This is a genomic window from Streptomyces tanashiensis (assembly GCF_014648895.1).
GTDB lineage: Bacteria > Actinomycetota > Actinomycetes > Streptomycetales > Streptomycetaceae > Streptomyces > Streptomyces tanashiensis.
The window spans coordinates 159,550-183,449 of sequence record NZ_BMRZ01000008.1; the positions used below are offsets into that span (position 1 = coordinate 159,550).

Sequence of the window (23,900 nt, forward strand, 5' to 3'; positions counted from 1 at the left end):
CGGCTCAGGTCAGCAGGTGGTCGGTGTGGGAGGCGCGGCGTGCGGCGGTGATGAGGGCGTGGATGCGGGGTGCGGCCTGGTCCATGTCCGTGAGGGGGGTGGGGAACGGCAGTCGGGCGTCCCGGTCGTGGCCGGTGCGGTGTTCGAGGCGCAGGGTGAGGCCGTACCGGTCCAGGGCGAGGGGCAGGACGCGGACGGTGTCCCGTTCGGGGCGGGGCCGGACGAGGCGGAGGAGCAGGGGGACGAGTTCGGCGTGGCGGTCGACGAGGTGGGTGAGCATGTTCGCCTCGGAGGTGGCCATCGGGTCGGGGTCGGTGGCCCTGATCTCGTCGAGCGTGACGAAGGTGCGTCCCTCGTGGTCCTCCAGGAGGGCCTGGCCGAACTCCACGCAGGTGCTCGTGGTGGTCTCCGTGGTGTACGGGGCGGAGAGGAGTCCCGTCAGGGTGACGCGGGCGCGCAGGCGCCGGCGGACGGGGGTGGGGGCGATGTCGGTGAGCTCCAGGCGGACGGGGATGCGCGCGGTCCGTCCGGCGGGGCAGTCCTCGGAGGGGTCGTGGAGGTGGATGTGTCCCATCGGTCCGGTGCCGTCGAGGCGGTGGACCTCCTGGTGCAGTCCGTCGGTGACGACGGTCATCGAGTGGGCGGCGGTCAGGATCGACCGGACGCGCTCGGCGGGCGTGGGCCGCGCGGCGTGGGCACTGAAGGGACGCATGCGTGTTCTCCCTGGCTGAGGTGACGAGGCCACCCTGACGCTGAACTTAGGCAAGCCTAACCTAATGCATCGCCCCGAAGAGAAGAAGGTCACAGTCGTACGCCCTCCTGATCCTTTGTCGATCTCCCCTAGCATCCGAGCCATGACGGTCCTGCCTGACGACGGGCTCTCCCTGGCGTCCGAATTCCCAGACGCGCCACATGAGCAGTGGCAACACCTCGTGGCGGGTGTCCTGCGCAAGTCGGGCAAGGAGGTCTCCGGCCCCGAAGCCGAGGACGCCCTGTCCACCCTCCTTGAGGACGGCCTCGACACCCGCCCGCTGTACACCGCGCGCGACACCGCGCCCGACCCCGGCCTCCCCGGTTTCGCGCCCTTCGTGCGCGGCGGGCGGGCCGAGGGCAACACCACCGGCGGCTGGGACGTGCGCCAGCGCCACCTGACGGCCGACGGCGAGGCCGTCCTCGCCGACCTGGAGAACGGCGTCACCTCCCTGTGGCTCGGCGTCGGCGGCACCGGCATCCCGGTCTCCTCGCTCGGCGCCGTCCTCGACGGCGTCTACCTCGATCTCGCGCCCGTCGTCCTCGACGCGGGCGACGAGACGGAGGCGGCCGCCGAGCGGCTCTTCCGGCTGTACGAGGAGCGGGGCGTCGCCCCGGAGGCGGCCCGGGGCAACCTGGGCGCGGACCCCCTGGGCCACGAGGCCCGCACCGGCAGCGCGTCCTACTCCCTCGCGTCCGTCGCCGGCCTCGCGCGCCGCTGCGCCGACACGTACCCGGGGCTGCGGGCCCTGACCGTGGACGCCCTGCCGTACCACGAGGCCGGCGGCTCGGCCGCGCAGGAGCTCGGCTGCTCGCTGGCGACCGGCGTCGCGTACCTGCGGGGTCTGACCGAGGCCGGACTGAGCGTCGCGGAGGCCTGCGGACAGCTGGAGTTCCGCTACGCGGCCACCGCCGACCAGTTCCTGACGATCGCCAAGCTGCGCGCCGCGCGCCGCCTCTGGGCGCGCGTCGCCGAGGCCTGCGGCGCCCCCGAGGCGGGCGCGCAGCGCCAGCACGCGGTGACCTCGCCGGTGATGATGACGCGCCGCGACCCGTGGGTGAACATGCTGCGCACCACCATCGCGACCCTCGCCGCCGGCGTGGGCGGCGCCGACAGCGTCACCGTGCTCCCCTTCGACGACGCGCTGGGCCTGCCGGACGCCTTCGCCCGCCGGATCGCCCGCAACACCTCCACCGTCCTCATCGAGGAGTCCCACCTCTCCCGGGTCATCGACCCGGCCGGCGGGTCCTGGTACGTGGAGCGCCTCACCGACGAACTCGCGCACGCCGCCTGGGACTTCTTCCAGAGCATCGAGCGGGAGGGCGGCCAGGAGGCCGCGCTGCGCTCCGGCACGATCGGCGAGCGGCTCGCCGAGACCTGGGCCGCACGCAGCAGGAAGCTCGCCACCCGCCGCGAACCGATCACCGGCGTCAGCGAGTTCCCGCACCTCGGCGAGAAGCCCGTCGACCGGGCGCCCGCGCCCGAGCCGCTGTCCGGGGGCCTCCCCCGCGTCCGGCGCGACGAGGCGTACGAGGAGCTGCGCGCCCGCTCCGACGCGCACCTCGCGGCGACCGGCGCCCGGCCCCGCGTCTACCTGGCCGCGCTCGGCCCGGCGGCCGCGCACTCGGCCCGGCTGACCTTCGCCGCCAACCTCTTCCAGGCGGGCGGCATCGAGGCCGTCACCGAGGGCACGTTCGAGGAGAGCGGCGCCCGCGAGGCCTGCCTCTGCTCCAGCGACGCTGTGTACGAGGAGAAGGCCGAGGCCACCGCCGGGGAGCTGCGCGCGTCGGGAGCCGAGCACGTCCTCCTCGCCGGGCGCCCCGCGTCGTACGCCGGAGTCGACTCGTACGTCTTCGCCGGCTGCGACGCCGTCGCCCTGCTCTCCACCGCCCTCGACCGCATGGGAGTGTCCTGATGTCCATCCCCGATTTCTCCGGGATCGAGCTCGGGGCACAGGCCGCCGCCGGCGGGCCCGACGAGTGGCGCTCGGCCGTGAAGAAGGCGGCGGGCGGTGACGACCTGCTCTGGGAGACCCCGGAGGGCATCGGCGTCAAGCCGCTCTACACCGGGCAGGACCTGGAGGGCCTGGACTTCCTGGACACCCGCCCGGGCATGGCCCCGTACCTGCGCGGCCCGTACCCGACGATGTACGTCAACCAGCCCTGGACGATCCGTCAGTACGCGGGTTTCTCCACGGCCGAGGAGTCGAACGCCTTCTACCGGCGCAACCTCGCCGCCGGCCAGAAGGGCCTGTCGGTCGCCTTCGACCTGCCGACCCACCGCGGCTACGACAGCGACCACCCGCGCGTCACCGGTGACGTCGGCATGGCCGGCGTGGCCATCGACTCGATCTACGACATGCGGCAGCTGTTCGACGGCATCCCGCTGGACAAGATGACGGTGTCGATGACGATGAACGGCGCCGTGCTGCCGGTCCTCGCGCTGTACATCGTGGCCGCCGAGGAGCAGGGCGTACCGCCCGAGAAGCTGGCCGGGACCATCCAGAACGACATCCTCAAGGAGTTCATGGTCCGCAACACGTACATCTATCCGCCCGGGCCGTCGATGCGGATCATCTCCGACATCTTCGCGTACACCTCGCAGCGGATGCCGCGCTACAACTCCATCTCCATCTCCGGGTACCACATCCAGGAGGCGGGCGCGACGGCCGACCTGGAGCTGGCCTACACGCTCGCGGACGGCGTGGAGTACATCCGCGCGGGCCGCGAGGCCGGGCTCGACGTGGACGCGTTCGCGCCGCGCCTGTCGTTCTTCTGGGCGATCGGCATGAACTTCTTCATGGAGATCGCCAAGCTGCGCGCCGCCCGGCTGCTCTGGGCGAAGCTGGTCAAGCAGTTCGACCCGCAGAACACCAAGTCGCTGTCCCTGCGGACCCACTCGCAGACCTCCGGCTGGTCGCTGACCGCGCAGGACGTCTTCAACAACGTGACGCGGACGTGCGTCGAGGCGATGGCCGCGACCCAGGGCCACACCCAGTCGCTGCACACGAACGCCCTCGACGAGGCGCTCGCGCTGCCCACCGACTTCTCCGCCCGCATCGCCCGCAACACCCAGCTGCTCCTCCAGCAGGAGTCGGGCACCTGCCGGTCCATCGACCCCTGGGGCGGCAGCGCGTACGTCGAGAAGCTCACCTACGACCTGGCCCGTCGCGCCTGGCAGCACATCCAGGAGGTCGAGCAGGCCGGCGGCATGGCCAAGGCCATCGACGCGGGCATCCCCAAGCTGCGCGTGGAGGAGGCCGCGGCCCGAACCCAGGCCCGGATCGACTCCGGACGGCAGCCGGTGATCGGCGTCAACAAGTACCGGGTCGCGTCCGACGAGCAGATCGACGTCCTCAAGGTCGACAACTCCTCCGTCCGCGCCCAGCAGATCGCCAAGCTGAAGCGGCTGCGCGAGGAGCGCGACGAGCGGGCCTGCCAGGACGCGCTCGACGCGCTCACCCGGGCGGCCGGAGGCGACGGCAACCTGCTCGAACTCGCGGTGAACGCGGCCCGCGCGATGGCGACGGTCGGCGAGATCTCCGACGCCCTGGAGAAGGTCTACGGACGGCACGCCGGCCAGATCCGTACGATCTCCGGTGTGTACCGCAACGAAGCAGGCGCTTCCCCCTCCGTGGAGCGCACCCGGGCCCTGGTCGACGCCTTCGGCGAGGCCGAGGGACGCCGGCCGCGCATCCTGGTCGCCAAGATGGGCCAGGACGGGCACGACCGCGGCCAGAAGGTCATCGCCACCGCCTTCGCCGACCTGGGCTTCGACGTGGACGTCGGCCCGCTGTTCCAGACCCCGGCCGAGGTGGCCCGCCAGGCCGTCGAGGCGGACGTGCACATCGTCGGGGTCTCCTCGCTGGCCGCGGGTCACCTCACCCTCGTGCCGGCGCTCCGCGAGGAGCTGGCGGCGGAGGGCCGCGAGGACATCATGATCGTGGTCGGCGGCGTCATCCCCCCGCAGGACGTGGCGACGCTCCTGGAGATGGGTGCGGCGGCCGTGTTCCCGCCGGGGACGGTGATCCCGGACGCGGCCCACGACCTGGTGAGCCGGCTCTCGGCCGACCTCGGACACGGCCTGTGATCGGTCTCGACACGTATGTGAAGGGCGTGCTCGACGGGAAGCGGGCGGTGATCGCCCGCGCGATCACCCTCGTCGAGTCGACCCGCCCCCAGCACCGTGCCCTCGCGCAGGAGCTCCTCACGGAGCTCCTGCCGCACAGCGGCAAGGCCGTGCGGATCGGGATCAGCGGGGTGCCCGGCGTCGGCAAGTCGACCTTCATCGACGCGTTCGGGACCATGCTGACCGGGCTCGGCCACCGGGTCGCGGTGCTCGCCGTCGACCCGTCCTCGACCCGCACGGGCGGCTCGATCCTCGGCGACAAGACGCGGATGGAGCGGCTCGCCGTCGATCCGGCGGCCTTCGTCCGCCCCTCCCCCAGCGCCGGCACGCTCGGCGGGGTCGCGAAGGCGACCCGCGAGTCGATGGTCGTGATGGAGGCCGCGGGGTACGACGTGGTGCTCGTGGAGACGGTGGGCGTCGGCCAGTCCGAGACCGCCGTCGCGAACATGGTCGACTCGTTCCTGCTGCTCACCCTGGCCCGCACGGGAGATCAGCTCCAGGGCATCAAGAAGGGCGTCCTGGAGCTGGCCGACGTGGTCGCCGTGAACAAGGCGGACGGCCCGCACGAGCGCGACGCCCGTGCCGCCGCCCGTGAACTGGCGGGCGCGCTGCGCCTGATGCACGGCGCCGACGCGGTCTGGACCCCGCCGGTCCTCAGCTGCAGCGCACGGGAGTCGGCGGGCCTCGACGAGGTCTGGGAGCGGCTGCGGCAGCACCGCGCGCTGCTCGACTCGACCGGCCGCCTCACCGCCAAGCGCCAGGACCAGCAGGTCGACTGGACCTGGACGATGGTCCGCGACGAGCTGCTCCGGCGGCTGAGCGCCGACCCGGCGGTCCAGGACGTCACGCCCTCCCTGGAGCGGCGGGTCAGGGACGGCGAGCTGACGGCGACGCTGGCCGCCGAGGAGATCCTCAGGACCTTCGGGGAGCGCGGGGACTGAGACAGCGGGTCCGGGACGCCGGGCCCGGGGGGACGATCCCCCGGGCTCAGGCGTCCTTCTCCATGCCCGGGCGCAGCCGGGCGAGCAGGGCGTAGAGGGTCGCGCTGTCCTCGGCGCCCAGGGTGTCGAGGGCGCCGTGGGTCGCCTGCATCTCCTCGCGGACCCGCCGGATGATCTCCCGGCCCTCGTCGGTCGCCACGACGTTCTTGACGCGCCGGTCGGAGGCGTCGGGCTCGCGGCGCACGAGACCGCGTCCCTCCAGGCGGTCGATGATCCCGGTGACGTTCGACGCGTCGCAGACCAGCAGGGTGGCGAGGGCGCGCATGGGCAGCGGGCCGTTCAGCTGGGCGAGGACCTTGGCCTGCGTGGACGTCAGCCCGTGGTGGGCGGCGGCCGCGGCGAAGTCGCGCCACTGGGCCGTGCCGATGGCGGCGAGGAGCTCCAGCAGCTGGAGCTTGGTGGGCGTCTCGGGGGTCGTCGCGCTCATGCTGCGAGCCTACTCAGGATCCTTGACATTATCAATTGTTTACTTAAGGACCTCAAGCATTTACTTGACCTCCTCAAGCATCGGGCCCTACCTTCGTCCTATTACTTGATGACATCAAACATCGACGATCTGAAGCACCGAGAAGGTCCCCCACACATGAGTCACGAGACCACCCAGCCCGCCGCCGATCCCCGGCGCGAGACCCTCGTCGTCTTCGCGCTGAGCCTCGCCGCCATGGTCGTGTCGATGATGCAGACCCTGCCGGTCCCGATCCTCGGCCTCATCCGCGCGGACCTCGGCACCTCGGCCGCGAACGTCAGCTGGGTGACCACCGCCACCCTGCTCTCCGCCGCCGTCTTCACCCCGCTGCTCGGCCGCTTCGGCGACCAGCACGGCAAGAAGCCCACCCTGGTCGCCGTCCTCGGCGTCATGGTCGCCGGCTCCGTCGTCGCGGCCCTGGCGACCTCCCTCCCCCTGCTGATCCTGGGCCGCGTCCTCCAGGGCGCCGCCACCGCGATCTTCCCGCTCGCCCTGTCCGTCCTGCGCGAGGAGGTCCGCCCGCAGAAGCTGCCCGGCGCGATGTCCCTCGTCAGCGGCACCCTCGCCTTCGGCAGCGGCCTCGCGCTCGTCGCCACCGGCCTGCTCACCTCCGGCTCCGACGCCGACTACCGCAGCGCCTTCTGGATGGCCACGGGCTTCGCCGCGATCGCCCTGCTCGCCGTCGTGTTCCTGGTCCCCGCGACCCGCCACAAGACCGGCGGCCGCACCGACTTCCTCGGCGCGCTCACCCTCGGCGCCACCCTGCTGCTGCTCCTGCTGCCCATCTCGCAGGGCCACGAGTGGGGCTGGACCTCCGGCCGCACCCTCGGCAGCTTCGCGGCCGCGGCCGTCATGACCGTCGTCTGGGTCCTCACCGAGCTCAAGGTCCGCGAGCCCCTCGTCGACATGCGGATGTTCGTGCACCGGCCGGTGCTCATGGCGAACCTGGCCGGCGTCCTCGTCGGCTTCGGCATGTTCGCGAACTTCCTCGGCGTCTCGTACCTCGTCCAGATGCCCGAGGCTCTCACCGGCTACGGTTTCGGCGCCTCCATCCTGCGCGCCTCCGTGGAGTTCCTGCTGCCCGGCGCGATCGTCTCCCTGCTCGCCTCGCCGATCGGCGGCCGGATCGTCCGCCACCGCGGCCCGCGCACGGCCCTGACCCTCGCCGCCGCCCTCGGCGCCGTGGGCTTCGGCTGGCTCGCCCTCGACCACGGCCACACCGCCTCGGTGATCGGCGCCGGCGTGATCGTCGGCGCGGCCGTGAGCTTCGGATACGCGGCCATGCCCGCCGTCATCATGGCGAGCGTCCCGCACCACCAGAGCGGCATCGCCAACGGCATCAACTCCATCTCCCGCTCCACCGGCAGCGCGATCGGCAGCGCCGTGGTCACCACGATCCTCGCCTCGCAGACGATCGAGCACCTGCCCGCCGGCGTCCCGGCGCTGCCCGCCGAGTCCGGCTTCACCCTCACCTTCTGGATCGGCGCCGCCGCCTTCGCCCTGGTCGCGGTCATCGCCCGCCTCGGCCTGCGGACCGGCCAGGCGCCCCGCACCGAGCGGGTGAGCGCGCCGGTCGCCGAGAAGGAGACCGCCCCGGCCGCATGACACGAGGGACGGGTCCGCCGGAAGGCGGGCCCGTCCCTCGACGGCGCGGGTGGTACGTCAGACGCGGTCGGCCGCGATCAGGACGTACTGGAAGGAGCCGTCCCTGTACGACTCGATGAACGCCTCCTCGATGCCGGTGACCAGCGAGGACGTGGCCCGCAGCTCCCAGTAGGGCAGGGTGTCCGGCGTCAGGTCGACGACCGCCTGCGGGACGAGGCGGTTGTCGGCCATCGCGCGCAGGTACTCACGGCGGGAGTGGATGTTGCACTCGAAGTGCGCGTTGATCTGCGAGACCCACTTCGAGGGCTGGCCGTACTTCGGGTTCCAGCAGCCGGTGATGGTCACGTAGCGGCCACCGACCTTGAGGAACCGGGCGTGCTCGGCGAACAGGTCGTCCAGGTCGACGTACATGCTCGACTCGTTGTTCCACGAGCCGGCGATGCTGCCCTTCTCGAAGGGGGTGTCGAGCATGTTGCAGACCTGGGCGTGCACGTGGTCGTCGATGCCCAGCTCCTTGGCGCGCCGGTTGCCGAACTCGGCCTGCGTGGAGGAGAGGGTGACGCCCTCGACCTTGCAGCCGAAGCGCTGGTGGGCCATGACGCTCGAACCGCCGCGGCCGCAGCCGGCGTCGACGAGGGTGTCCTCGCGGCCGATGGCGCCGAGGTGGTCCAGGAGGACCTCGGCCTGCGCCGACTCCAGCCGGTGCAGCTCGGTGATCAGCTTCTTCTCGTACTCGCTGTCCTCGACGTCCCCGAGGGCGGCGTGGTCGACGGCGCCGATGCCGTAGTGGTGGTGGTACAGCCCGTCGACGTCACCGAGGCGCAGGTTCACGGGCCTGGCCTCGGCGTTCCAGTAGCGGGCGATGTCTCCCTGGTACGGCGTCGCCGGGCTGGGGACGAACACGGACGTGCCGTTGACGGTGGGGAGCTCGGTGTTGGTCACTGATGAATCCGTTCTTACCAGAAATCGGGCAGGCTGTAGCGATACGTGTTGGTCTGATGCCAGTAGTGGTTGCCGTCCACCCACACGGCCACTCCCCGGAGGAAGCGGAGCACGCTGGGGACAGGGCAGGCGGCGGCCAGTTCGGCGGACGCGGCCTCGAAGTCCCGCATGAGGTCGTTGTGGACCTCGACCGCCTTCAGGTACGCGTCCTTCTCCGAGAGGGACTCCCGGTCCGCGAGCACCACGGGCAGGTTCATGTGCCGGCCGGGGCTCGCGAGTTCCTTGGTGTACGAGTACAGGTCGTTGACGATCGTGCTGGCGTTGCCCGCCAGCGCCAGGACCCGCTGCATGCCCGGCTGGGCGTGCAGGTCGGCGGGGAGCTCGTAACCGCCGACGGTGTCGGTGATGGTGGGGCAGGGGCGGAAGTTGTTGAACTGCCGCATGGCGAGGTACTCCCACACCTCCGGCACGTGGTTCGTCTCGTCCCACGCGGCCTCGGCGAGGTAGCCCAGGTGCAGCCGGGCCATGTCGTGCCGGAACCGGTCGGCCTGGGAGGGGGTCGCCTGGCGGACGAGGTACTCCATGGCCGAGCGGTAGGCGCGGCGCGGCGCGTCCGCGTGGAGCGACTCCGCCCACGCGGGCTGGTACTCGGCCGTCGAGTACAGCGGGTCGAGGGCGGTGTGCGCGAGGAGGAGCCGTCCGCCCAGACCGACGGGCGAGCCTCCCAGGTCCTCGCAGTAGCAGTCGTCGACCGCGTTCTCGGCGACCATCAGCCGGGTGGCGACCATGAGGTGGTCGATGGTCGGGGCGTCCGGGTGACAGGCCACCATGTAGCGCCCGACCTGGAACCCGTCGAAGTCGCCCTCCCAGTCCTCGGGATAGAGCTGGACCTCGTCGAGCGCCCAGGACTTGATCCGGAGACCGACCTCCTCGACCCGCACCGGGTCGGGCTCCGGCACGGGGTGCCAGTAGAGGCCCGGGATGATCAGGGCGTCCGCCTGCGCCGCTAGTGGCTCCGCCCGGAGTGCCGGGGCTTCCGCGCGGGGGGCCAACGACAGCCCCGCCGTCCCCAGCCCCTGGGGCCCCCGCGGAACCCACCCGGGATCGGGCGCGATCCGCCGGGGCACGGCGGAGGCCGCTCCGGAGCTCCCGGCGAGGGCCTCGGCGAGGACGCCGACGGCCCCTCCGGCTCCGGCTCCGGCTCCGGCTCCGGCTCCGGCTCCGGCTCCGGCTCCGGCTCCGGCGGGAACGTCCACCGGAAGCCCGGCGGAAGGCCCTGCGGGGACGCGTACGGGAACGGTGGGCATGCCGGCGGAGGCTCCGGAGGAGATCCCGGCGGCAGGACCGGACGGGAGACCGGCGGCAGGGCCCGCCAGGAGACCGGCGGGTGGTCCGGAAGGGAGACCGGCAGGGGCCCCGGTCGGGGCTTCCGGGCCCGTCTCGGCCGGGACGGTCCGCGCTTCGGCGAGGCCCTGGGGGACGGCGTGGCCGTGGGCCGCGGCGTCGGCGAGGACGCGGGCGGCGAAAGAGGCCGCGGCGCCGGGCAGGCTGGACTGCAGAGGGGAAGGCCCGGGATCGGGCATCCGTGACTCCTTGGAGAGGTGGGTGGGCCGTCCCGGATTCCGGGCATGCCGGCCCGGCCCGGATGGTCCGGGTGGTGGTGGCCTGCGGTGGGGGAAGCCCTAGTCGCGACGGCGCGCGATCTGCACGTTCTCCAGGACGCCGAGCGCGTTCGGGACCAGGACGGCGGCGGAGTAGTACGTCGTGACGAGGTACGACATGATCGCCTGCTCGCTGATGCCCATGAACCGCACCGACAGGCCCGGCTCGTACTCCTCCGGGAGACCGGTCTGGCGCAGACCGATGACACCCTGGTTGTCCTCGCCGAGACGCATGGCGAGGATCGAGCTGGTGTTCTCCTTGCTGATGGGGATCTTGTTGCAGGGCAGGATCGGGACCCCGCGCCAGGCCGGGACCCGGTGACCGTCGAGCTCGACGGTGTCGGGGTAGAGCCCGGCCCTGTTCCATTCGCGCCCGATGGCGGCGATCGTCCTGGGGTGGGCGAGGAAGAGCTTGGTGCTGCGGCGGCGGCAGAGCAGCTCGTCGAGGTCGTCCGGGGTGGGCGGGCCGGAGTGCGGCTGGATCCGCTGCTTGAAGTCGGCGTTGGGGAGCAGCCCGAACTCCGGGTTGTTGATCAGCTCGTACTCCTGGCGCTCGCGCAGCGCCTCGATGGTGAGCCTGAGCTGCTCCTCCGTCTGGTTCATCGGCCCGTTGTAGAGGTCGGCGACCCTGGTGTGGACCTTCAGGACGGTCTGTGCGACGGAGAGTTCGTACTCGCGCGGCTTGAGCTCGTAGTCGACGAAGGCGCCGGGGATCGCGGCCTCGCCCTTGTGGCCGGCCGACATGGCGATCTCGGCCTCGCCGTGCTTGTTCTGCCGCTGGAGGGGCAGCGAGCTGAAGTCCTGGATGTGGGCCCGGAGGCTCGGCGCCGAGGCGAGGATGTTCGCGAAGTCGGCGCGGGAGAGGGTGAGCAGGGTGCCCGCGGTCTCGGCGGTCGCGGTGTAGTCCCAGCCGGCGTCGCCGTCCAGCAGGGCGTTCTCGCCGAAGCGGTCGCCGTCGGCGAGCACGGCGACGGCCACCTCGTCGCCGTACTTGCCGAGGGAGGTCTGGCTGACGCGGCCGTGGGCGATGAGGTGGATCTGCTCGGCGGGCGCGCCGCGCTGCACGAGCACCTCGCCGGCCCGGAAGTCGCGCTGGACGCACCGGTCGGCGAGCGCGTTCAGCACGCCGTCGTCCTCGAAGCCGCGCAGCAGGGCCAGTTCGCCGAGTTCGCGGGGGATGACACGGACGCGGGAGCCGTCCTGGACGAACTCGATGCGTCCGTCGCCGACGGTGTAGCTCAGCCGGCGGTTGACCCGGTAGGCGCCGCCCTTGGTCTCCACCCAGGGGAGCATCCGCAGCAGCCAGCGGGAGCTGATCTCCTGCATCTGCGGGGCGGACTTGGTGGTGGTGGCGAGGTTGCGGGCGGCCGCGGTGCTCAGACTGGACTGCCGGGGCGGGTCCAGCTGTACGTCCGGGCGGTCGTCAACGGTCATCGAGCGAGCTCTCTTTCGCAAAGGCGGCTATCGGCGCACAGGCACGCCGAAAACCGATGAAAGAAGATGAAGGGGGCGAAGATCCGGGAATCCGTCCAGATCCCGGGGAACACTAACGGCCGTCGCGCCCGCCTCGCTCGAAGAGTCCGAGGGCATTACCTCCATGCAGTGATCTTGCTCGAAACGATGTTTATCCAGGCGATCGGTGTGTTCCGGCCAACCGATCGGGTGCCGGCCAACGACGCGCGACGGGGACGCTTCCGCCTCCGCGCGCGCGTCGCACCGACCGGCCGTCAGCGCCCCAGCTGTCCGTCCAGCCACTGGCGCACCTCGGGGGTCACCGGGTCGGTGATGTCGGCGAACTCCTCGTGCTTCTTGAGGAACTTCGCGACGTAGGGGCAGACGGGGACGATGCGCATCCCGGAGGCGCGGACGTCGGTGAGGGCCGCTTCGACGAGTATCGCGGCCAGGCCCTGGCCCGCGTAGGCCTCGTCGACCTCGGTGTGGAAGAAGACGCGCCGGTCGTCCCGGTCTCGGTAGGCGGTCAGGCCCGCGCGCTCGCCGTCGACGAGGATCTCGTACCGGTGCCGGGAGTCCACCCGCCGGACGACGGGGGCGGGGGCGGTGGTCTGCTCGGTCATGGGGAGTGCCTTTCGTGTGAGAGGAGGTCGTGCACGGAGTACGCCGGGCGTCAGCGGTGTGCGGGGTTCCTGCGGGGAGCGATCCGGGCGTTGGGCAGGACGGGGGCGGGGAGGCGGTCGCCGGGGTAGCCCTCGACCGAGCCGAAGCGGTCGGAGGCCTTCTCCCATTCCTCGCGGGCCTCGGCGATCTCCTCGTGGCTGCGGCCGATGAAGTTCCACCACATGACGATCTCCTCCTCGAACGGGGTTCCGCCGAGGAGGACCGCGCGGGCGGGGGCGTCCGACTCGTTCGTCAGGGTCAGCGTCTCGGCCCCGGTGCCGGCGTAGCCCAGCTCGGCGGGGCGCAGGAGCGTGCCGGCCAGGCGGAGCTCCCCCGTGTCGACGAGCAGGCCGTGTTCGAAGGCGGGGTCCGTCCGGAGGGTGACGGTCGCGCCCGGGTCGACGAGGAGCTCGGCGCCGAGGAGCGGCGTGAAGGTCCGGACCGGGGAGGTGGAGCCGGCGAGGGAGCCGAGGAACACCCTGACGTCCGCGCCGTCGACGCGGACGGTACCGGGGGCGTAGTGCTGGAAGTCCCGGGCCGTGTCACGGTGTTCCCCGGGAAGGGCCACCCACAGCTGCACGCCGTGCAGGACGGTCGTGCGGGCGGTGGAGACCTCGGTGTGGCTGATGCCGTGGCCGCCCGTCATGAGGTTGAGCTCGCCGGGGCGTACGTACGCGTGGCTGCCCAGGCTGTCGCGGTGCTCGATCTCGCCGCTGAACAGCCAGCTCACGGTCTGCAGTCCGATGTGCGGGTGCGGCGCGACGTCCATGCCGCCGGACTCGGCGACGTCGTCGGGGCCGTAGTGGTCGGCGAAGCACCAGGCCCCGATCAGCGTCCGGGCCCGCTGCGGGAGCGTGCGCCGTACGGTCATCGCCCTCGGCCCGCCCAGCGGGACGTCCCGCGCGGTCAGTACCTCGATCTCCGTGACGCTCATCGCCGACCCCTCCATGAAAATAGTTCCATTTTCAACAATCATGGACGATGATAGCCCCTGCGACGGTGACACGCACGGTCGGCGGACGAGGTCACGGGCCTCGGGAAGGAGCGCACGGTGAGCGACACGGCAGGAGCCCCGGCGAACGGACGGGTCTACGTCGACAAGCAGAGCCCCAAGGCCTATCACGCGCTGGTCCAGACGGCCGACGCGGTGCGCGCGACGGCCGCCGAGGCGGGGCTCGACCGCCTCCTGGTGGAGCTCGTCAACCTCCGTGTGTCCCAGATCAACGGCTGCGCGTACTGCCTCGACGTGCACACCAGGGCCGCTCTGCGCGCCGGGGAGACGACCCGCCGCCTGGGCGTGCTCGCCGCCTGGCGCGACACCGGGCTCTTCACGGCGCGGGAGCGCGCCGCCCTGGCCCTCGCGGAGGCCACCACCGCCCCCGCCGACGCCCTCGCGCAGGAGCGTGCCTACGAGGCCGCGCGCGGCTCCCTGACCGACGACGAGATCTCGGCGGTCGTCTGGGTGGCGATCACGATCAACGCCTTCAACCGGGTCTCGATCCTGAGCAAGCACCCCGTACGGGAAGCGGCCCCCGTCCTCTGAGCCGGCGCCGGACACGGCGAAGGTCCGGTGCCGCCGGGGCACCGGACCTTCGCGTCGGGGTTGTCGGGTCGGTCAGGTGGAGATCTCCGGGAGCACCCCGGTGGCCGGCGCCGCCAGGTCGGTCAGCTGGCGCAGCTGCCCCAGCTCGTTCACCCGGCTCAGACCGTTCAGCTGGCCGGCGATGCCGGGGAACTGCCCGCGGGACTCCTCGGGGATGCCGGTCATGGTGAGGGCGTCGAGCTCGCTGACGGGGTTCACCTTGGGGCCGAGCGGTCCGGTGGCGTCGGCGGCGTCCGCGGCGGAGGCCGCGGACGCGCCGAGGCACGAGAAGGCGGCGGCGACGGCGAGGATCGAGGAGATGCGTCGTGTTGAGGTCACACCCTCACAACGGGCCCGCCTGCCGTGGGACACGGGCCGCCCCCGCTCTCACCGTCCGAACGGGGGTCCCGCGACCGGGCTGAGGGGCGAGGAGAGCGAAGAGACTATTTTCAAGGGGTTTTGAGAAGGAAGCCTCTCCATGGCCTCGCCCGGGACGACCGTAGCATTCAGGCGGGGATCAGGTCGCGCAGATTTTCGGGCGTGAGGACGCGCGAGCCCGGCGGCAGGTCGGCGGGCCGTTCCAGACCGATGTACGTGACGGGTCCGTCCGGCGGTGTCGAGCCGTCCCACCAGGTCGTCGTGGTGGCGTCGGAGGCCATCAGGTCGACGAGGTGGCGGACCGTCAGCGGGGTGCGGGCGAGCAGGCCGCGGAGCAGGACCGCGACCGACACCTGGTTCTCCTCGACCTGGTTCTCGGACGGGTTCCCCCTCAGGTACAGGTGCAGCCACCGCGCGCGCCAGCCGCCGTCCTCGCCGCGCTCGAACGCGAGCGGCAGCGCGACCCTGCCGGGCCCGCGCAGGTCGGACTTCATCCGGACCGTGCGCGGCTCGAAGGGGCGGCCCCGCTGCTCGGCCTCGCGCAGCATGAAGCCGAAGAACGACTCCTCGACCTCCTCGAAGTCCTCGCCGGAGTAGAGGTTCACCTGCGGCACGATGTAGCTGCCGCGGACCGCGCCGAGGCGCAGGTCGATGAATTCCGAGGCGCCGTCGGGCGCGTCGGTGATGTCGCCGGAGTGCCGGCCCTCGACGGAGGTGAGGGCCGTGTACGAGAGCCAGGTGACCGTCGCGTAGTCGGCGTCGAGGACCAGTGCCGACAGGTCGTAGTCGGTGGAGCGGGAGGTCTGCTTCCAGTAGGTGAAGAAGCGCAGCAGCTCGCCGTCGACGGGCGAGACGGAGCCGCGCGGCAGGACTCCGAGCCCCGCCGCGGTCGCCCGGCCGCTGAGCGGGAGCGCCACGTCCAGGACGGCGGGGTCCACGAGGAGGTGTCCCGGGGCGGGGAGCCGGCGCCCCGTCTCGGCGTCGAGGACGGCGCACAGCCGCTCGCGCACGGCGGGCGGCAGCGGCGGCCGGGTGTCGGCGGTGACCCAGGCGGCGCCGAACCGGTTGACGAACACCCGCCGGTCCCCCGGCTCCCCCGTGCGGTTCTGGACGTGCTCGCGCAGGGAGAGGAGCACGCGGCCGGAGACCTGGGGGACGGCGCGCTCGAACGCGGCCAGGACGGCATCGAGTTCCTTCGGCCCGTCCGCCGCGCACAGGAGCCGGTCCAGGGCGCGCAGCAGCCTGCCGGGGGCCGACGTCAGGAGTCCGGCGGCCCCGACGACGTCGTCCCGGCCGAGGAGTTCCTCGACGCGGCTGTCGAAGGAGGGGGCCTTCCGCTCGCCCCGGGCGACGGCGAACACCTCGGCGGCGTGCGGCCACCGCGGGTACTCGTGCGGGTGCAGCCGCTCGCCGAGCCGCTTCCACGCCTCGCGGTGCGCGGCGACGTCGGCGAGCTTCGCGGGGGCTTCGGCGACGACGGCGTCGAGGCCGCCGAGCAGCGCGCGGCGGACGGGCCGGGACAGCGCGCGGAACCGGGTCGGCTCGCGCAGGGTGACGTCGCCGTCGGAGAGGGCGCAGGCCAGGCGCAGGACGTCGGTGACCGTGTCCAGGAGGAGGTCCGCCCCGGCGTCGAGCCGGGCCCGGTTGACGACGGCGCGGTTCTCCCGGACCGGGATCGCCTCCGGCTGCGGCCCGTCGGCCCGGTGGGCGGCGAGCAGGGCCAGGTCGCGCAGGTGCTCGTCGCCGAGCGGGGTGGTGCTTCCGGCCAGGGACAGATAGAGGGCGGCGGTCTCCTCGTCGAGGGTGCCGCCGGGGTGCAGGACCGTCACGCGGTCACCGGCCGCGGCGATCAGTCCGTCCTGCGCGGCGAGCATCTCCTCGTACGTGTGGCGGTAGGTGCCGTACGAGGGGAGGGAGAGGAGGTCGAGCACGCCGGCGCGCAGCCGCTCGAGGACGCCGGGGCGCGCGGTGGCGTCGTCGAGGGCCTCGGCGACGCAGCGCGTCCAGAAGTCGACCGTGTCGGGCACGTTGGCCGGGAAGTCGATGAAGTAGACGTTGTGCCGGACGTGGTCGCCGACCGTCTCGCGGACGGTGTCGAGGGTGCGGGCGGCGACGGCGAGGACCGTCTCCTCCGGCAGCCGGGAGAGCTCTTCGAGCAGCCCGGCCGACAGCTTGAACCCGACCGACATCAGGGCGGCGTCGAACCGCCGCGCCGCGGCGTCTCCGCTCCCCTCGGCGGCGGAGGCCGCCGGGAGGGGAAGACGGTGGGTGTGCCGGACGACCAGACGTTCGAGAGCGTGGACCATTCCGGCATGCTGTCAGCCCCGCACGGCCCGGTGCATGCGGATTTCGGGCCGGGGGGGGCGGGCGGTCGGACGTCACGGGGAACCGGGGGACTGCGCTCAGGGGGCCGTGATGACCGGGAAGCTGAAGGCGTGTCCGTTCTCCTTGAGCCACGGCAGCACCTGCCGCAGGGCCTCGACGCTCTGGCTGCGGTCGCCGCCGCCGTCGTGGAAGAGGATCGTGGGCCCGTTGGACAGCTCGTTCTTGACGGTGTCGACGATGGCGGCCGTGCCCGGCTGCTCGAAGTCCTTCGTGTCCACGTTCCAGCCGAGGGGCCGCATCCCCGCGGCGGCGGCGATCTTGCGGCTGTCCGGGGTGAAGGCGCCGCCCGGAGCCCGGTAGTACTCGACCTTCGCTCCCCCGGCGGCCTTCTCGATCAGCCTCTTCGCGTCGAGGATCTGGCTCTTCTGGTACGCGACGGACTTCTTGTCCATCGTGGTGTCGTGGGTCATGGTGTGGTCGCAGAGCCGGTGCCCCTCCGCGACGACCCGCTTCACGAGGTCGGGGTGCTGCTCGGCCTGCGGCCCGATCATGCAGAACACGGCCTTGACGCCGTTCTGCTTGAGGATGTCGAGCATCTGCGGCGTCCATCGCGGGTCGGGCCCGTCGTCGATGGTGATGTTCACCGCCGTGCCGCCCGCCTCGGCGGCGTGCGCGATGCTCTCGGGCACCTTCCGCGGCGGTACCTTGGCCGGCGCCTGGGGCTTTCCGTCCGGCGCCTGCGAACTCGGCGCGTCCCCCATCTTCGCCGCGGCCTCACTGTCCATCAGCGCCGCGGCACCCCACACCGCCAGGCTCAGTCCGACCGCCGAAGCGACCACGGCTATGTGCGCGGTGTACTTGCCCTGCCCCATGGAATCCCCACTCCCCGTATGTTCCGACCATCTCCCTGGTGAGAGGACGGTACGAGGAGCTGCAAGGTTTCACCGAATCCCGACCAACTGCCGGAACGCACGGACGGCCGCGCGGGCCGCCACCCGCTGACTCCGGCTCAGCTCCCGGCGGGCGGCGCCGGTACGGAGCGAACGCCCCTCCCCCTCACTCCCGGTTCCCGCCGGCGCCGGCGCCGAGGGCGCGGACGATGGCCGCGGCGAAGGCGTCGAGGTCGCGCGGCCTGCGGGAGGTGATCAGGAGGTGGCCGCCGGAGGTGTCGACGACGACCTCCCGGTCCAGCCAGGTGCCTCCGGCGTTCTCCAGGTCGGGACGGATCGACGGGTACGAGGTCAGCTCGCGGTCCCTGGCGAGCCCGCTGTCGACGAGGAGCCACGGTCCGTGGCAGATCGCGGCGACCGGTTTGCCGGCCGCGGCGAAGGCCGACACGAGGCGTCGCGCGTCGGTGTCGGTCCGTAGCCGGTCGGCGTTCACGGTGCCGCCCGGCACGATCACGGCGTCGTACCCGTCCGCGGTCGCCTTCGCGAGGGTCGTGCCGGGCTGGACGACGGCGCCGGGACGGCGGTCGGAGACGAGGGTGTGCACGGCCTCGTCCTTCTGCGCGGCGATCGTGACCCGGGCCCCGTTCTCGCGCAGGGCGGCCACCGGCTTCCGCAGCTCGTCCTGCTCCGTGCCGTAGTTCGTCGTGAGGACGAGGACGCTCCGCCCGTCGAGCCTTCCGCCGGGTGACACGATGCGCTTCCTCTCGGTGTCGCGGCCCCCGTCACCTGTGCGCCTCACCCCATACGCGCGCCGCAAACCTCGTATCCCGCGCATGTTCTCCGGGGAAGGGGGCAACCGCGCTGGTACCGAGTTCCCGTGCCGACAACCGACCGGCCGGGCCCCGCAGGCAGCGGAGGTGCAGCCATGGTTCCCCTTCTCCTCGTACTCCTCGTGATTCTGGTGCTGTTCGGCGCGGGATTCGCCGTCGAAGTGCTCTGGTACGTCGCCATAGCCGTTCTCGTGCTGTGGCTGCTCGGCTTCCTGATGCGGAGCGGCAGCAGCCGCTGGTACCGGTGGTGAGCCGGGCCGCAGCCCGGCCCGTCAGAGCGCCGCACCGCCGCCCCGGACGCTGTCCGGGGCGGCGGTGCGGGGTTCCCGGGAACCGCGTTCCGGCATGTCCGGCGTATGGATCCGGGCCGGCGCCCGGTGCCTCACTCGTCCGTCCGTGATGCCTCCGCCCGGCGCCGCAGCCGACGGACGACCAGGAGCAGCATGCCGACGAGGGTCAGCACCCACACGATGCCGAACGCCCAGATCAGCCCCGGCGCCTCGGTGACGACCGCGAGGACGAGCAGGGCGAGCGTCGTGGCGCCGAGGACGGCGACACCGAGCGCGGGAAGGCGACGGCGGGCTCCGGAGACCGGGGGCGCGAACCGATGCGGGTCCGGTCGCATCGTGCGCAGCCGGCGCGCGAGCGACGCGTCCCGGTCCAGTTCTTCCTCGATCTCCGCCAGAACGCGCCGTTCGTGCGCCGAGAGCCGGGCTTCGTCCATCGCGGACACCTCCTCCCGATCACCACGGACCGACGCGAGCGCGTCGCATCCCTGCGGGTTCGCCCACCAATCGTGTCAAATTACTCCATAACGGGCATCCTCACTTCAGTACGACGTTCGACCGACGGACCGCGCCGCCGCCCCTTCAGCCGTGACGCAGGCTCCTCGCGACCGTCGAAGGAGCTCTCATGCCCACCGCCGGAAACCGCCCCGACCCCTCACCGACCACCACCGCCGCCGCCTGCCCGCGCCCCGGGACCGCCACCGTGGCGGGCACGGGTGCCTCCGGGGCCGCGACGCGCAGCAGGGCGCTGGACGGGCTTCCCGTGCCGGCCCGGCCGACCGCCGCCTCCACGGACGACGCCCGGACCCTGTCCGTGGCGCTGTTCGCACGGCTGCGGGCGCTGGAGGAGGGGACCCCGGAGTACGCGTACGTCCGCAACACGCTGGTGGAGCTCAACCTCAGCCTCGTCAAGTTCGCGGCCCGGAGGTTCAGGAACCGCGCCGAGCCCGCCGAGGACATCGTCCAGGTCGGCACGATCGGCCTGATCAAGGCGATCAACCGCTTCGACCCCGACCGCGCCGTCGACTTCTCCGCCTTCGCCCTCCCGACGATCGTCGGTGAGATGAAGCGCTTCTTCCGGGACACCAGCTGGGCCGTACGCGTTCCCCGCCGGCTGCAGGAGCTCCGTATCGACCTCGCGAAGGCGGCCGATTTCCTGGAGCAGGACCTCGGACGCCGGCCCAGCCGGGCGGAGCTGGCCGCGGAGCTGCACCTCACGGAGGAGGAGGTCGCCGAGGGCCAGCTCGCCGCCCACGGCTACGCGGCCCGGTCCCTGGACGTGCCCGCCGACGACGAGGACCCCGCCCCCGGCGTCGGTGCCCGCCACCTGGCGGACGCGGAGCCCTCGTACGAACTGATCGAGTCGCTGACGGCACTGCGGCCCCTGCTCGCCCGGCTCGACGACCGTGACCGGCGCATCCTGGAGCTCCGCTTCGGCGAGGAGCTCACGCAGGCGGACATAGGCGAACGGATCGGCCTCTCCCAGATGCACGTCTCACGGCTGCTCACGCACATCCTCGGCGAACTCAGGGACGGTCTCCTCCAGGACGACACCACGGGCGACGGCCCGGACGGGTGAGCACCATGGATGCCGGCGGCCGGACGGGCACACCGAGGGCGCCACGGGCGGACCGTCTCCGCGTGGAGATCCGCCCCGAGCGGAGCCCCGGCACCGTCGTCCTGACGCTCGACGGCGAGCTCGACCACGACACGGCCGAACCCCTCCGGAACGCGCTGGGGGAGAGTTCCGGGGCCGTCCGCGTCGTCGTGGACTGCTCGGGATTGCGGTTCTGCGACTCGACCGGGCAGAACGTCCTCCTGAAGGCACGGCTGCGGCTGCTCGCCGAGGGCGGGCGCGTGGACCTCGCCGGGCTGCGGCCGCCGGTGGACCGCATCTTCGAGGTCACCGGGGCGCTCCAGGTCTTCCGGGTGTACGAGGACGCGGACACCGCGCTCGGCGCCCCCGACCGCTAGCCGGTCGCCGGAACCGGCGCCCCGGGCGGTTCGCCGGGCCGGGGCGGGGCAGCCGCACCACATGACCAGTCCGCGGATGCGGCCCATGACCGACCGTACGCGCCGGTACGAGCTGGTGGCCGGCGACGGGGTGGTGCGGGAGTGCCGCGCGCACACGCGGCGGGCCCTGAGCGAGTGGTTCGGGCCCGCCGGCGATCCTGGAGAGGTCGCCGCCGAGGACGCGCTTCTGCTGGTGTCCGAGGTCGTCACCAACGCGCTCACGCACGGTGGCGTCCCCTACGAACTCCGGCTCGACCGCACCGACGGCCGGCTGTGGGTGCAGGTGAGCGACACGAGCGCGGTACGGCCCCGGCCCCACGGCCGGCACCACGCGGACCGCCCCTCCGGTCACGGCCTGTACCTCCTCGCGCGACTCTCGGCCGCCTGGGGGTGCCTTCCCCGGGGCGGCGGCAAGGCCGTCTGGTTCGAGGTGGAGGTGCCGGCCCGGCCCGCGCCCCGCCCCGGCCCGTGAGCGGAGAAAGGGTTCGGCCGCCCCGGCCACGTGCTCCGTTCGAGTGACCTGAATGGCTGGTCGGAGCGTGACTCTTTGTGATCATTTCCGTCCATTGGCGGGGATCTGCGTGTTCTCACGGCCGCGCGGTCCGCCGTGCGCCACCATGACGGACGCCGAAACCGTCACGATGAGCGGAAGAAGGACCCACGTGCCCGGCAGCGACAGCGAGAACCCGGCGATTCCCGCACCCACCCCCACCGAGACCCGGCCCAAGACCAACATGGACTGGTGGCCGAACCAGCTGGACCTCCAGGTCCTCCACCAGCACTCGCCCCTGTCCGACCCGATGGGCGAGGACTTCGACTACGCGGAGGAGTTCGCCGGCCTCGACGTCGACGCGCTCAAGCGGGACGTCATCGAGGTGATGACGAACTCCCAGGAGTGGTGGCCCGCCGACTACGGCCACTACGGGCCCCTCTTCATCCGGATGAGCTGGCACGCCGCGGGGACGTACCGCATCGCGGACGGCCGGGGCGGCGGCGGCCAGGGCGCCCAGCGCTTCGCCCCGCTCAACAGCTGGCCGGACAACGCGAGCCTCGACAAGGCGCGCCGGCTGCTGTGGCCGGTCAAGCAGAAGTACGGCCGGAAGATCTCCTGGGCCGATCTGCTGGTCTTCGCCGGCAACTGCGCCATGGAGTCCATGGGGTTCAGGACGTTCGGGTTCGGCTTCGGGCGCCCCGACATCTGGGAGCCCGAGGAGATCTTCTGGGGGGCCGAGGACACCTGGCTCGGGGACGAGCGCTACAGCGGCGACAGGGAGCTCACCGGTCCCTTCGGGGCCGTGCAGATGGGCCTGATCTACGTCAATCCGGAGGGCCCCAACGGCACCCCGGATCCGCTCGCCGCCGCACGGGACATCCGGGAGACGTTCGCGCGGATGGCGATGAACGACGAGGAGACCGTCGCGCTCATCGTCGGCGGCCACACCTTCGGCAAGTGCCACGGCGCGGTCGATCCGGAGTACGTCGGCCCGGAGCCCGAGGCCGCCCCCATGGAGCAGCAGGCGCTCGGCTGGCGGAACGCGTACGGCAGCGGCAAGGGCGCCGACACGATCACCAGCGGGCTCGAAGGGGCGTGGACCACCGAGCCCACGAAGTGGGACAACGGCTATCTCGACCATCTGTTCCGGTACGAGTGGGAGCTGACGACGAGCCCCGCCGGCGCCCAGCAGTGGACCCCCAAGGACGCGTCGGCCAAGGACACGGTGCCCGACGCGCACGATCCGTCGAAGCGGCACGCCCCGATGATGCTCACGACGGACCTCTCGCTGCGGCTGGACCCCGTCTACGCGCCGATCGCGAAGCGCTTCCACGAGAACCCGGACCAGCTCGCGGACGCGTTCGCCAAGGCCTGGTACAAGCTGCTGCACCGCGACATGGGCCCCCTCTCCCGCTACCTCGGCCCGTGGATCCCCGAGCCGCAGCTCTGGCAGGACCCCGTCCCCGCGGTCGACCACCCGCTGGTCGGGGAGGCGGACGTCACCGCCCTCAAGGCCAGGATCCTCGACTCGGGGCTCTCCCTCTCCCAGCTGGTCACCACCGCCTGGGCGTCGGCCGCGAGCTTCCGCGGCACCGACAAGCGCGGCGGGGCCAACGGGGCGCGGATCCGGCTCGCCCCGCAGAAGGACTGGGAGGTCAACGACCTGCCCGAGGTGGCGCGGACCGTCGCGACGCTGGAGGGGATCCGGGCGGACTTCGAGGGCTCGGCCGGCGGGGCGAGGATCTCGCTCGCCGACCTCATCGTCCTCGGCGGGTGCGCGGCCGTCGAGAAGGCCGCGAAGAACGCCGGGTACGAGCTCACGGTCCCGTTCGCTCCGGGGCGCACGGACGCCTCGCAGGAGCAGACCGACGTGGAGTCGTTCGCGGTGCTCGAACCGCGGGCGGACGGGTTCCGCAACTACCTCCGGGCGGGAGAGAAGCTGTCGCCGGAGACCCTGCTCCTCGACCGCGCCAACCTGCTGACGCTGACCGCGCCCGAGATGACGGCGCTCGTCGGCGGCATGCGGGTGCTCGGCACCGGGTTCGGGAAGGCGCCGCACGGGGTCTTCACCGCACGGCCGGAGTCGCTGACCAACGACTTCTTCGTCCAGCTCCTCGACATGGGCACGGAGTGGAAGGCGTCGACGTCCGACGAGAACGTCTTCGAGGGCCGCGACCGCGCGACGGGCGAGGTGCGGTGGACCGCCACCCCGGTCGACCTCGTCTTCGGCTCGCACTCCCAGCTGCGGGCCCTCGCCGAGGTGTACGCGTCCGCCGACGCGGGTGAGAAGTTCGCGCGTGACTTCGTGGCCGCGTGGGACAAGGTGATGAACCTCGACCGGTTCGACCTGCGCTGAGTCCGGCCCGTCGCGGGAGGCCCGGCCGGCCGGGCCTCCCGCGACGTCGCCGCGCTCCCGAGCCTGGTGGTGCCGAC

22 protein-coding genes are annotated in these 23,900 nt (G+C 72.3%); 10 read left to right on the forward strand and 12 right to left on the reverse strand.

Annotated features, from left to right (window positions below; translation table 11 throughout):
• Positions 1 to 4: 4 nt before the first annotated feature.
• Positions 5 to 712: a DUF2470 domain-containing protein gene (locus tag IE237_RS23925; protein ID WP_189804153.1), complete on the reverse strand. Its 708-nt coding sequence runs from the start codon at positions 710 to 712 to the stop codon at positions 5 to 7.
• 142 nt (positions 713 to 854) lie between these two features.
• Between IE237_RS23925 and IE237_RS23930 the strand changes: the two genes are divergently transcribed.
• From IE237_RS23930 to meaB, 3 genes are read left to right on the forward strand one after another with little or no spacing between them, the layout of a single operon-like run.
• On the forward strand, positions 855 to 2,666 hold the full coding sequence (locus tag IE237_RS23930) for a methylmalonyl-CoA mutase family protein (RefSeq protein ID WP_189804154.1): 1,812 nt from the start codon (positions 855 to 857) through the stop codon (positions 2,664 to 2,666).
• Positions 2,666 to 4,840, forward strand: a complete 2,175-nt coding sequence (scpA, locus tag IE237_RS23935; RefSeq protein ID WP_189804155.1) for a methylmalonyl-CoA mutase — start codon at positions 2,666 to 2,668, stop codon at positions 4,838 to 4,840. The genes IE237_RS23930 and scpA overlap by 1 nt, the downstream gene beginning before the upstream one ends.
• Complete coding sequence (gene meaB, locus IE237_RS23940) at positions 4,837 to 5,820, forward strand: methylmalonyl Co-A mutase-associated GTPase MeaB (RefSeq protein ID WP_189804156.1); 984 nt, start codon at positions 4,837 to 4,839, stop codon at positions 5,818 to 5,820. The genes scpA and meaB overlap by 4 nt, the downstream gene beginning before the upstream one ends.
• 46 nt (positions 5,821 to 5,866) lie before the next feature.
• Here the strand turns inward: meaB and IE237_RS23945 are convergent, their stop codons facing one another.
• The gene (locus IE237_RS23945) at positions 5,867 to 6,307 is read right to left on the reverse strand and encodes a MarR family winged helix-turn-helix transcriptional regulator (protein WP_189804157.1); all 441 of its coding nucleotides are present in this window, start codon (positions 6,305 to 6,307) and stop codon (positions 5,867 to 5,869) included.
• A gap of 156 nt (positions 6,308 to 6,463) precedes the next feature.
• Between IE237_RS23945 and IE237_RS23950 the strand changes: the two genes are divergently transcribed.
• On the forward strand, positions 6,464 to 7,951 hold the full coding sequence (locus IE237_RS23950; RefSeq protein WP_189804158.1) for an MFS transporter: 1,488 nt from the start codon (positions 6,464 to 6,466) through the stop codon (positions 7,949 to 7,951).
• A 57-nt stretch (positions 7,952 to 8,008) separates the two neighbouring features.
• Here IE237_RS23950 and IE237_RS23955 read toward each other — a convergent pair whose 3' ends face one another.
• The 5 genes from IE237_RS23955 to IE237_RS23975 form a co-directional block, all read right to left on the reverse strand.
• Positions 8,009 to 8,893 carry a geranyl diphosphate 2-C-methyltransferase gene (locus IE237_RS23955; protein WP_189804159.1) on the reverse strand — a complete coding sequence of 295 codons (885 nt, stop codon included), beginning with the start codon at positions 8,891 to 8,893 and terminating at the stop codon, positions 8,009 to 8,011.
• A gap of 14 nt (positions 8,894 to 8,907) precedes the next feature.
• Positions 8,908 to 10,476: a family 2 encapsulin nanocompartment cargo protein terpene cyclase gene (locus IE237_RS23960; RefSeq protein WP_370468253.1), complete on the reverse strand. Its 1,569-nt coding sequence runs from the start codon at positions 10,474 to 10,476 to the stop codon at positions 8,908 to 8,910.
• A 99-nt stretch (positions 10,477 to 10,575) separates the two neighbouring features.
• Positions 10,576 to 11,988 (reverse strand): family 2B encapsulin nanocompartment shell protein, encoded by a 1,413-nt coding sequence (locus IE237_RS23965; protein WP_189804160.1) that lies wholly within the window; start codon positions 11,986 to 11,988, stop codon positions 10,576 to 10,578.
• 293 nt (positions 11,989 to 12,281) lie between these two features.
• Positions 12,282 to 12,629 carry a GNAT family N-acetyltransferase gene (locus IE237_RS23970; protein ID WP_189804161.1) on the reverse strand — a complete coding sequence of 116 codons (348 nt, stop codon included), beginning with the start codon at positions 12,627 to 12,629 and terminating at the stop codon, positions 12,282 to 12,284.
• 50 nt (positions 12,630 to 12,679) lie between these two features.
• The gene (locus IE237_RS23975) at positions 12,680 to 13,603 is read right to left on the reverse strand and encodes a pirin family protein (RefSeq protein WP_189804162.1); all 924 of its coding nucleotides are present in this window, start codon (positions 13,601 to 13,603) and stop codon (positions 12,680 to 12,682) included.
• A gap of 117 nt (positions 13,604 to 13,720) precedes the next feature.
• Between IE237_RS23975 and IE237_RS23980 the strand changes: the two genes are divergently transcribed.
• Complete coding sequence (locus IE237_RS23980) at positions 13,721 to 14,212, forward strand: carboxymuconolactone decarboxylase family protein (RefSeq protein WP_189804163.1); 492 nt, start codon at positions 13,721 to 13,723, stop codon at positions 14,210 to 14,212.
• Between the two features lie 72 nt (positions 14,213 to 14,284).
• On the opposite strand, the gene IE237_RS23985 is transcribed toward IE237_RS23980, so the two are convergent.
• The 4 genes from IE237_RS23985 to IE237_RS24000 form a co-directional block, all read right to left on the reverse strand.
• Entirely contained in the window at positions 14,285 to 14,590 is a 306-nt protein-coding gene (locus IE237_RS23985) for a hypothetical protein (protein WP_189804164.1), read from the reverse strand.
• A gap of 167 nt (positions 14,591 to 14,757) precedes the next feature.
• Complete coding sequence (locus IE237_RS23990) at positions 14,758 to 16,935, reverse strand: TerD family protein (RefSeq protein WP_189804165.1); 2,178 nt, start codon at positions 16,933 to 16,935, stop codon at positions 14,758 to 14,760.
• 96 nt (positions 16,936 to 17,031) lie between these two features.
• The gene (locus IE237_RS23995) at positions 17,032 to 17,826 is read right to left on the reverse strand and encodes a polysaccharide deacetylase family protein (protein ID WP_189804166.1); all 795 of its coding nucleotides are present in this window, start codon (positions 17,824 to 17,826) and stop codon (positions 17,032 to 17,034) included.
• A 184-nt stretch (positions 17,827 to 18,010) separates the two neighbouring features.
• The gene (locus tag IE237_RS24000) at positions 18,011 to 18,595 is read right to left on the reverse strand and encodes a type 1 glutamine amidotransferase domain-containing protein (protein WP_229842853.1); all 585 of its coding nucleotides are present in this window, start codon (positions 18,593 to 18,595) and stop codon (positions 18,011 to 18,013) included.
• A gap of 174 nt (positions 18,596 to 18,769) precedes the next feature.
• Between IE237_RS24000 and IE237_RS24005 the strand changes: the two genes are divergently transcribed.
• The gene (locus IE237_RS24005) at positions 18,770 to 18,925 is read left to right on the forward strand and encodes a hydrophobic protein (RefSeq protein WP_189804168.1); all 156 of its coding nucleotides are present in this window, start codon (positions 18,770 to 18,772) and stop codon (positions 18,923 to 18,925) included.
• Between the two features lie 131 nt (positions 18,926 to 19,056).
• Here IE237_RS24005 and IE237_RS24010 read toward each other — a convergent pair whose 3' ends face one another.
• Positions 19,057 to 19,398, reverse strand: a complete 342-nt coding sequence (locus tag IE237_RS24010) for a DUF3040 domain-containing protein (RefSeq protein WP_189804169.1) — start codon at positions 19,396 to 19,398, stop codon at positions 19,057 to 19,059.
• A gap of 188 nt (positions 19,399 to 19,586) precedes the next feature.
• Between IE237_RS24010 and IE237_RS24015 the strand changes: the two genes are divergently transcribed.
• The 4 genes from IE237_RS24015 (at position 19,587) to katG (ending at position 23,823) form a co-directional block, all read left to right on the forward strand.
• Complete coding sequence (locus IE237_RS24015; RefSeq protein WP_189804170.1) at positions 19,587 to 20,540, forward strand: SigB/SigF/SigG family RNA polymerase sigma factor; 954 nt, start codon at positions 19,587 to 19,589, stop codon at positions 20,538 to 20,540.
• Between the two features lie 5 nt (positions 20,541 to 20,545).
• On the forward strand, positions 20,546 to 20,935 hold the full coding sequence (locus tag IE237_RS24020; protein ID WP_189804276.1) for an STAS domain-containing protein: 390 nt from the start codon (positions 20,546 to 20,548) through the stop codon (positions 20,933 to 20,935).
• An 85-nt stretch (positions 20,936 to 21,020) separates the two neighbouring features.
• The gene (locus IE237_RS24025) at positions 21,021 to 21,446 is read left to right on the forward strand and encodes an ATP-binding protein (protein WP_229842854.1); all 426 of its coding nucleotides are present in this window, start codon (positions 21,021 to 21,023) and stop codon (positions 21,444 to 21,446) included.
• A 190-nt stretch (positions 21,447 to 21,636) separates the two neighbouring features.
• Positions 21,637 to 23,823 (forward strand): catalase/peroxidase HPI, encoded by a 2,187-nt coding sequence (katG, locus tag IE237_RS24030; RefSeq protein ID WP_189804171.1) that lies wholly within the window; start codon positions 21,637 to 21,639, stop codon positions 23,821 to 23,823.
• Positions 23,824 to 23,900: the final 77 nt, after the last annotated feature.

Bases quoted from the DNA above. Each gene is read 5' to 3' on its own strand.
- IE237_RS23925 (WP_189804153.1), bottom strand. From the start codon at position 712: ATGCGTCCCTTCAGTGCCCACGCCGCGCGGCCCACGCCCGCCGAGCGC.
- IE237_RS23930 (WP_189804154.1), top strand. From the start codon at position 855: ATGACGGTCCTGCCTGACGACGGGCTCTCCCTGGCGTCCGAATTCCCA.
- scpA (WP_189804155.1), top strand. From the start codon at position 2,666: ATGTCCATCCCCGATTTCTCCGGGATCGAGCTCGGGGCACAGGCCGCC.
- IE237_RS23945 (WP_189804157.1), bottom strand. From the start codon at position 6,307: ATGAGCGCGACGACCCCCGAGACGCCCACCAAGCTCCAGCTGCTGGAG.
- IE237_RS23950 (WP_189804158.1), top strand. From the start codon at position 6,464: ATGAGTCACGAGACCACCCAGCCCGCCGCCGATCCCCGGCGCGAGACC.
- IE237_RS23960 (WP_370468253.1), bottom strand. From the start codon at position 10,476: ATGCCCGATCCCGGGCCTTCCCCTCTGCAGTCCAGCCTGCCCGGCGCC.
- IE237_RS23965 (WP_189804160.1), bottom strand. From the start codon at position 11,988: ATGACCGTTGACGACCGCCCGGACGTACAGCTGGACCCGCCCCGGCAG.
- IE237_RS23970 (WP_189804161.1), bottom strand. From the start codon at position 12,629: ATGACCGAGCAGACCACCGCCCCCGCCCCCGTCGTCCGGCGGGTGGAC.
- IE237_RS23975 (WP_189804162.1), bottom strand. From the start codon at position 13,603: ATGAGCGTCACGGAGATCGAGGTACTGACCGCGCGGGACGTCCCGCTG.
- IE237_RS23990 (WP_189804165.1), bottom strand. From the start codon at position 16,935: ATGGTCCACGCTCTCGAACGTCTGGTCGTCCGGCACACCCACCGTCTT.
- IE237_RS23995 (WP_189804166.1), bottom strand. From the start codon at position 17,826: ATGGGGCAGGGCAAGTACACCGCGCACATAGCCGTGGTCGCTTCGGCG.
- IE237_RS24005 (WP_189804168.1), top strand. From the start codon at position 18,770: ATGGTTCCCCTTCTCCTCGTACTCCTCGTGATTCTGGTGCTGTTCGGC.
- IE237_RS24010 (WP_189804169.1), bottom strand. From the start codon at position 19,398: ATGGACGAAGCCCGGCTCTCGGCGCACGAACGGCGCGTTCTGGCGGAG.
- IE237_RS24015 (WP_189804170.1), top strand. From the start codon at position 19,587: ATGCCCACCGCCGGAAACCGCCCCGACCCCTCACCGACCACCACCGCC.
- IE237_RS24020 (WP_189804276.1), top strand. From the start codon at position 20,546: ATGGATGCCGGCGGCCGGACGGGCACACCGAGGGCGCCACGGGCGGAC.
- IE237_RS24025 (WP_229842854.1), top strand. From the start codon at position 21,021: ATGACCGACCGTACGCGCCGGTACGAGCTGGTGGCCGGCGACGGGGTG.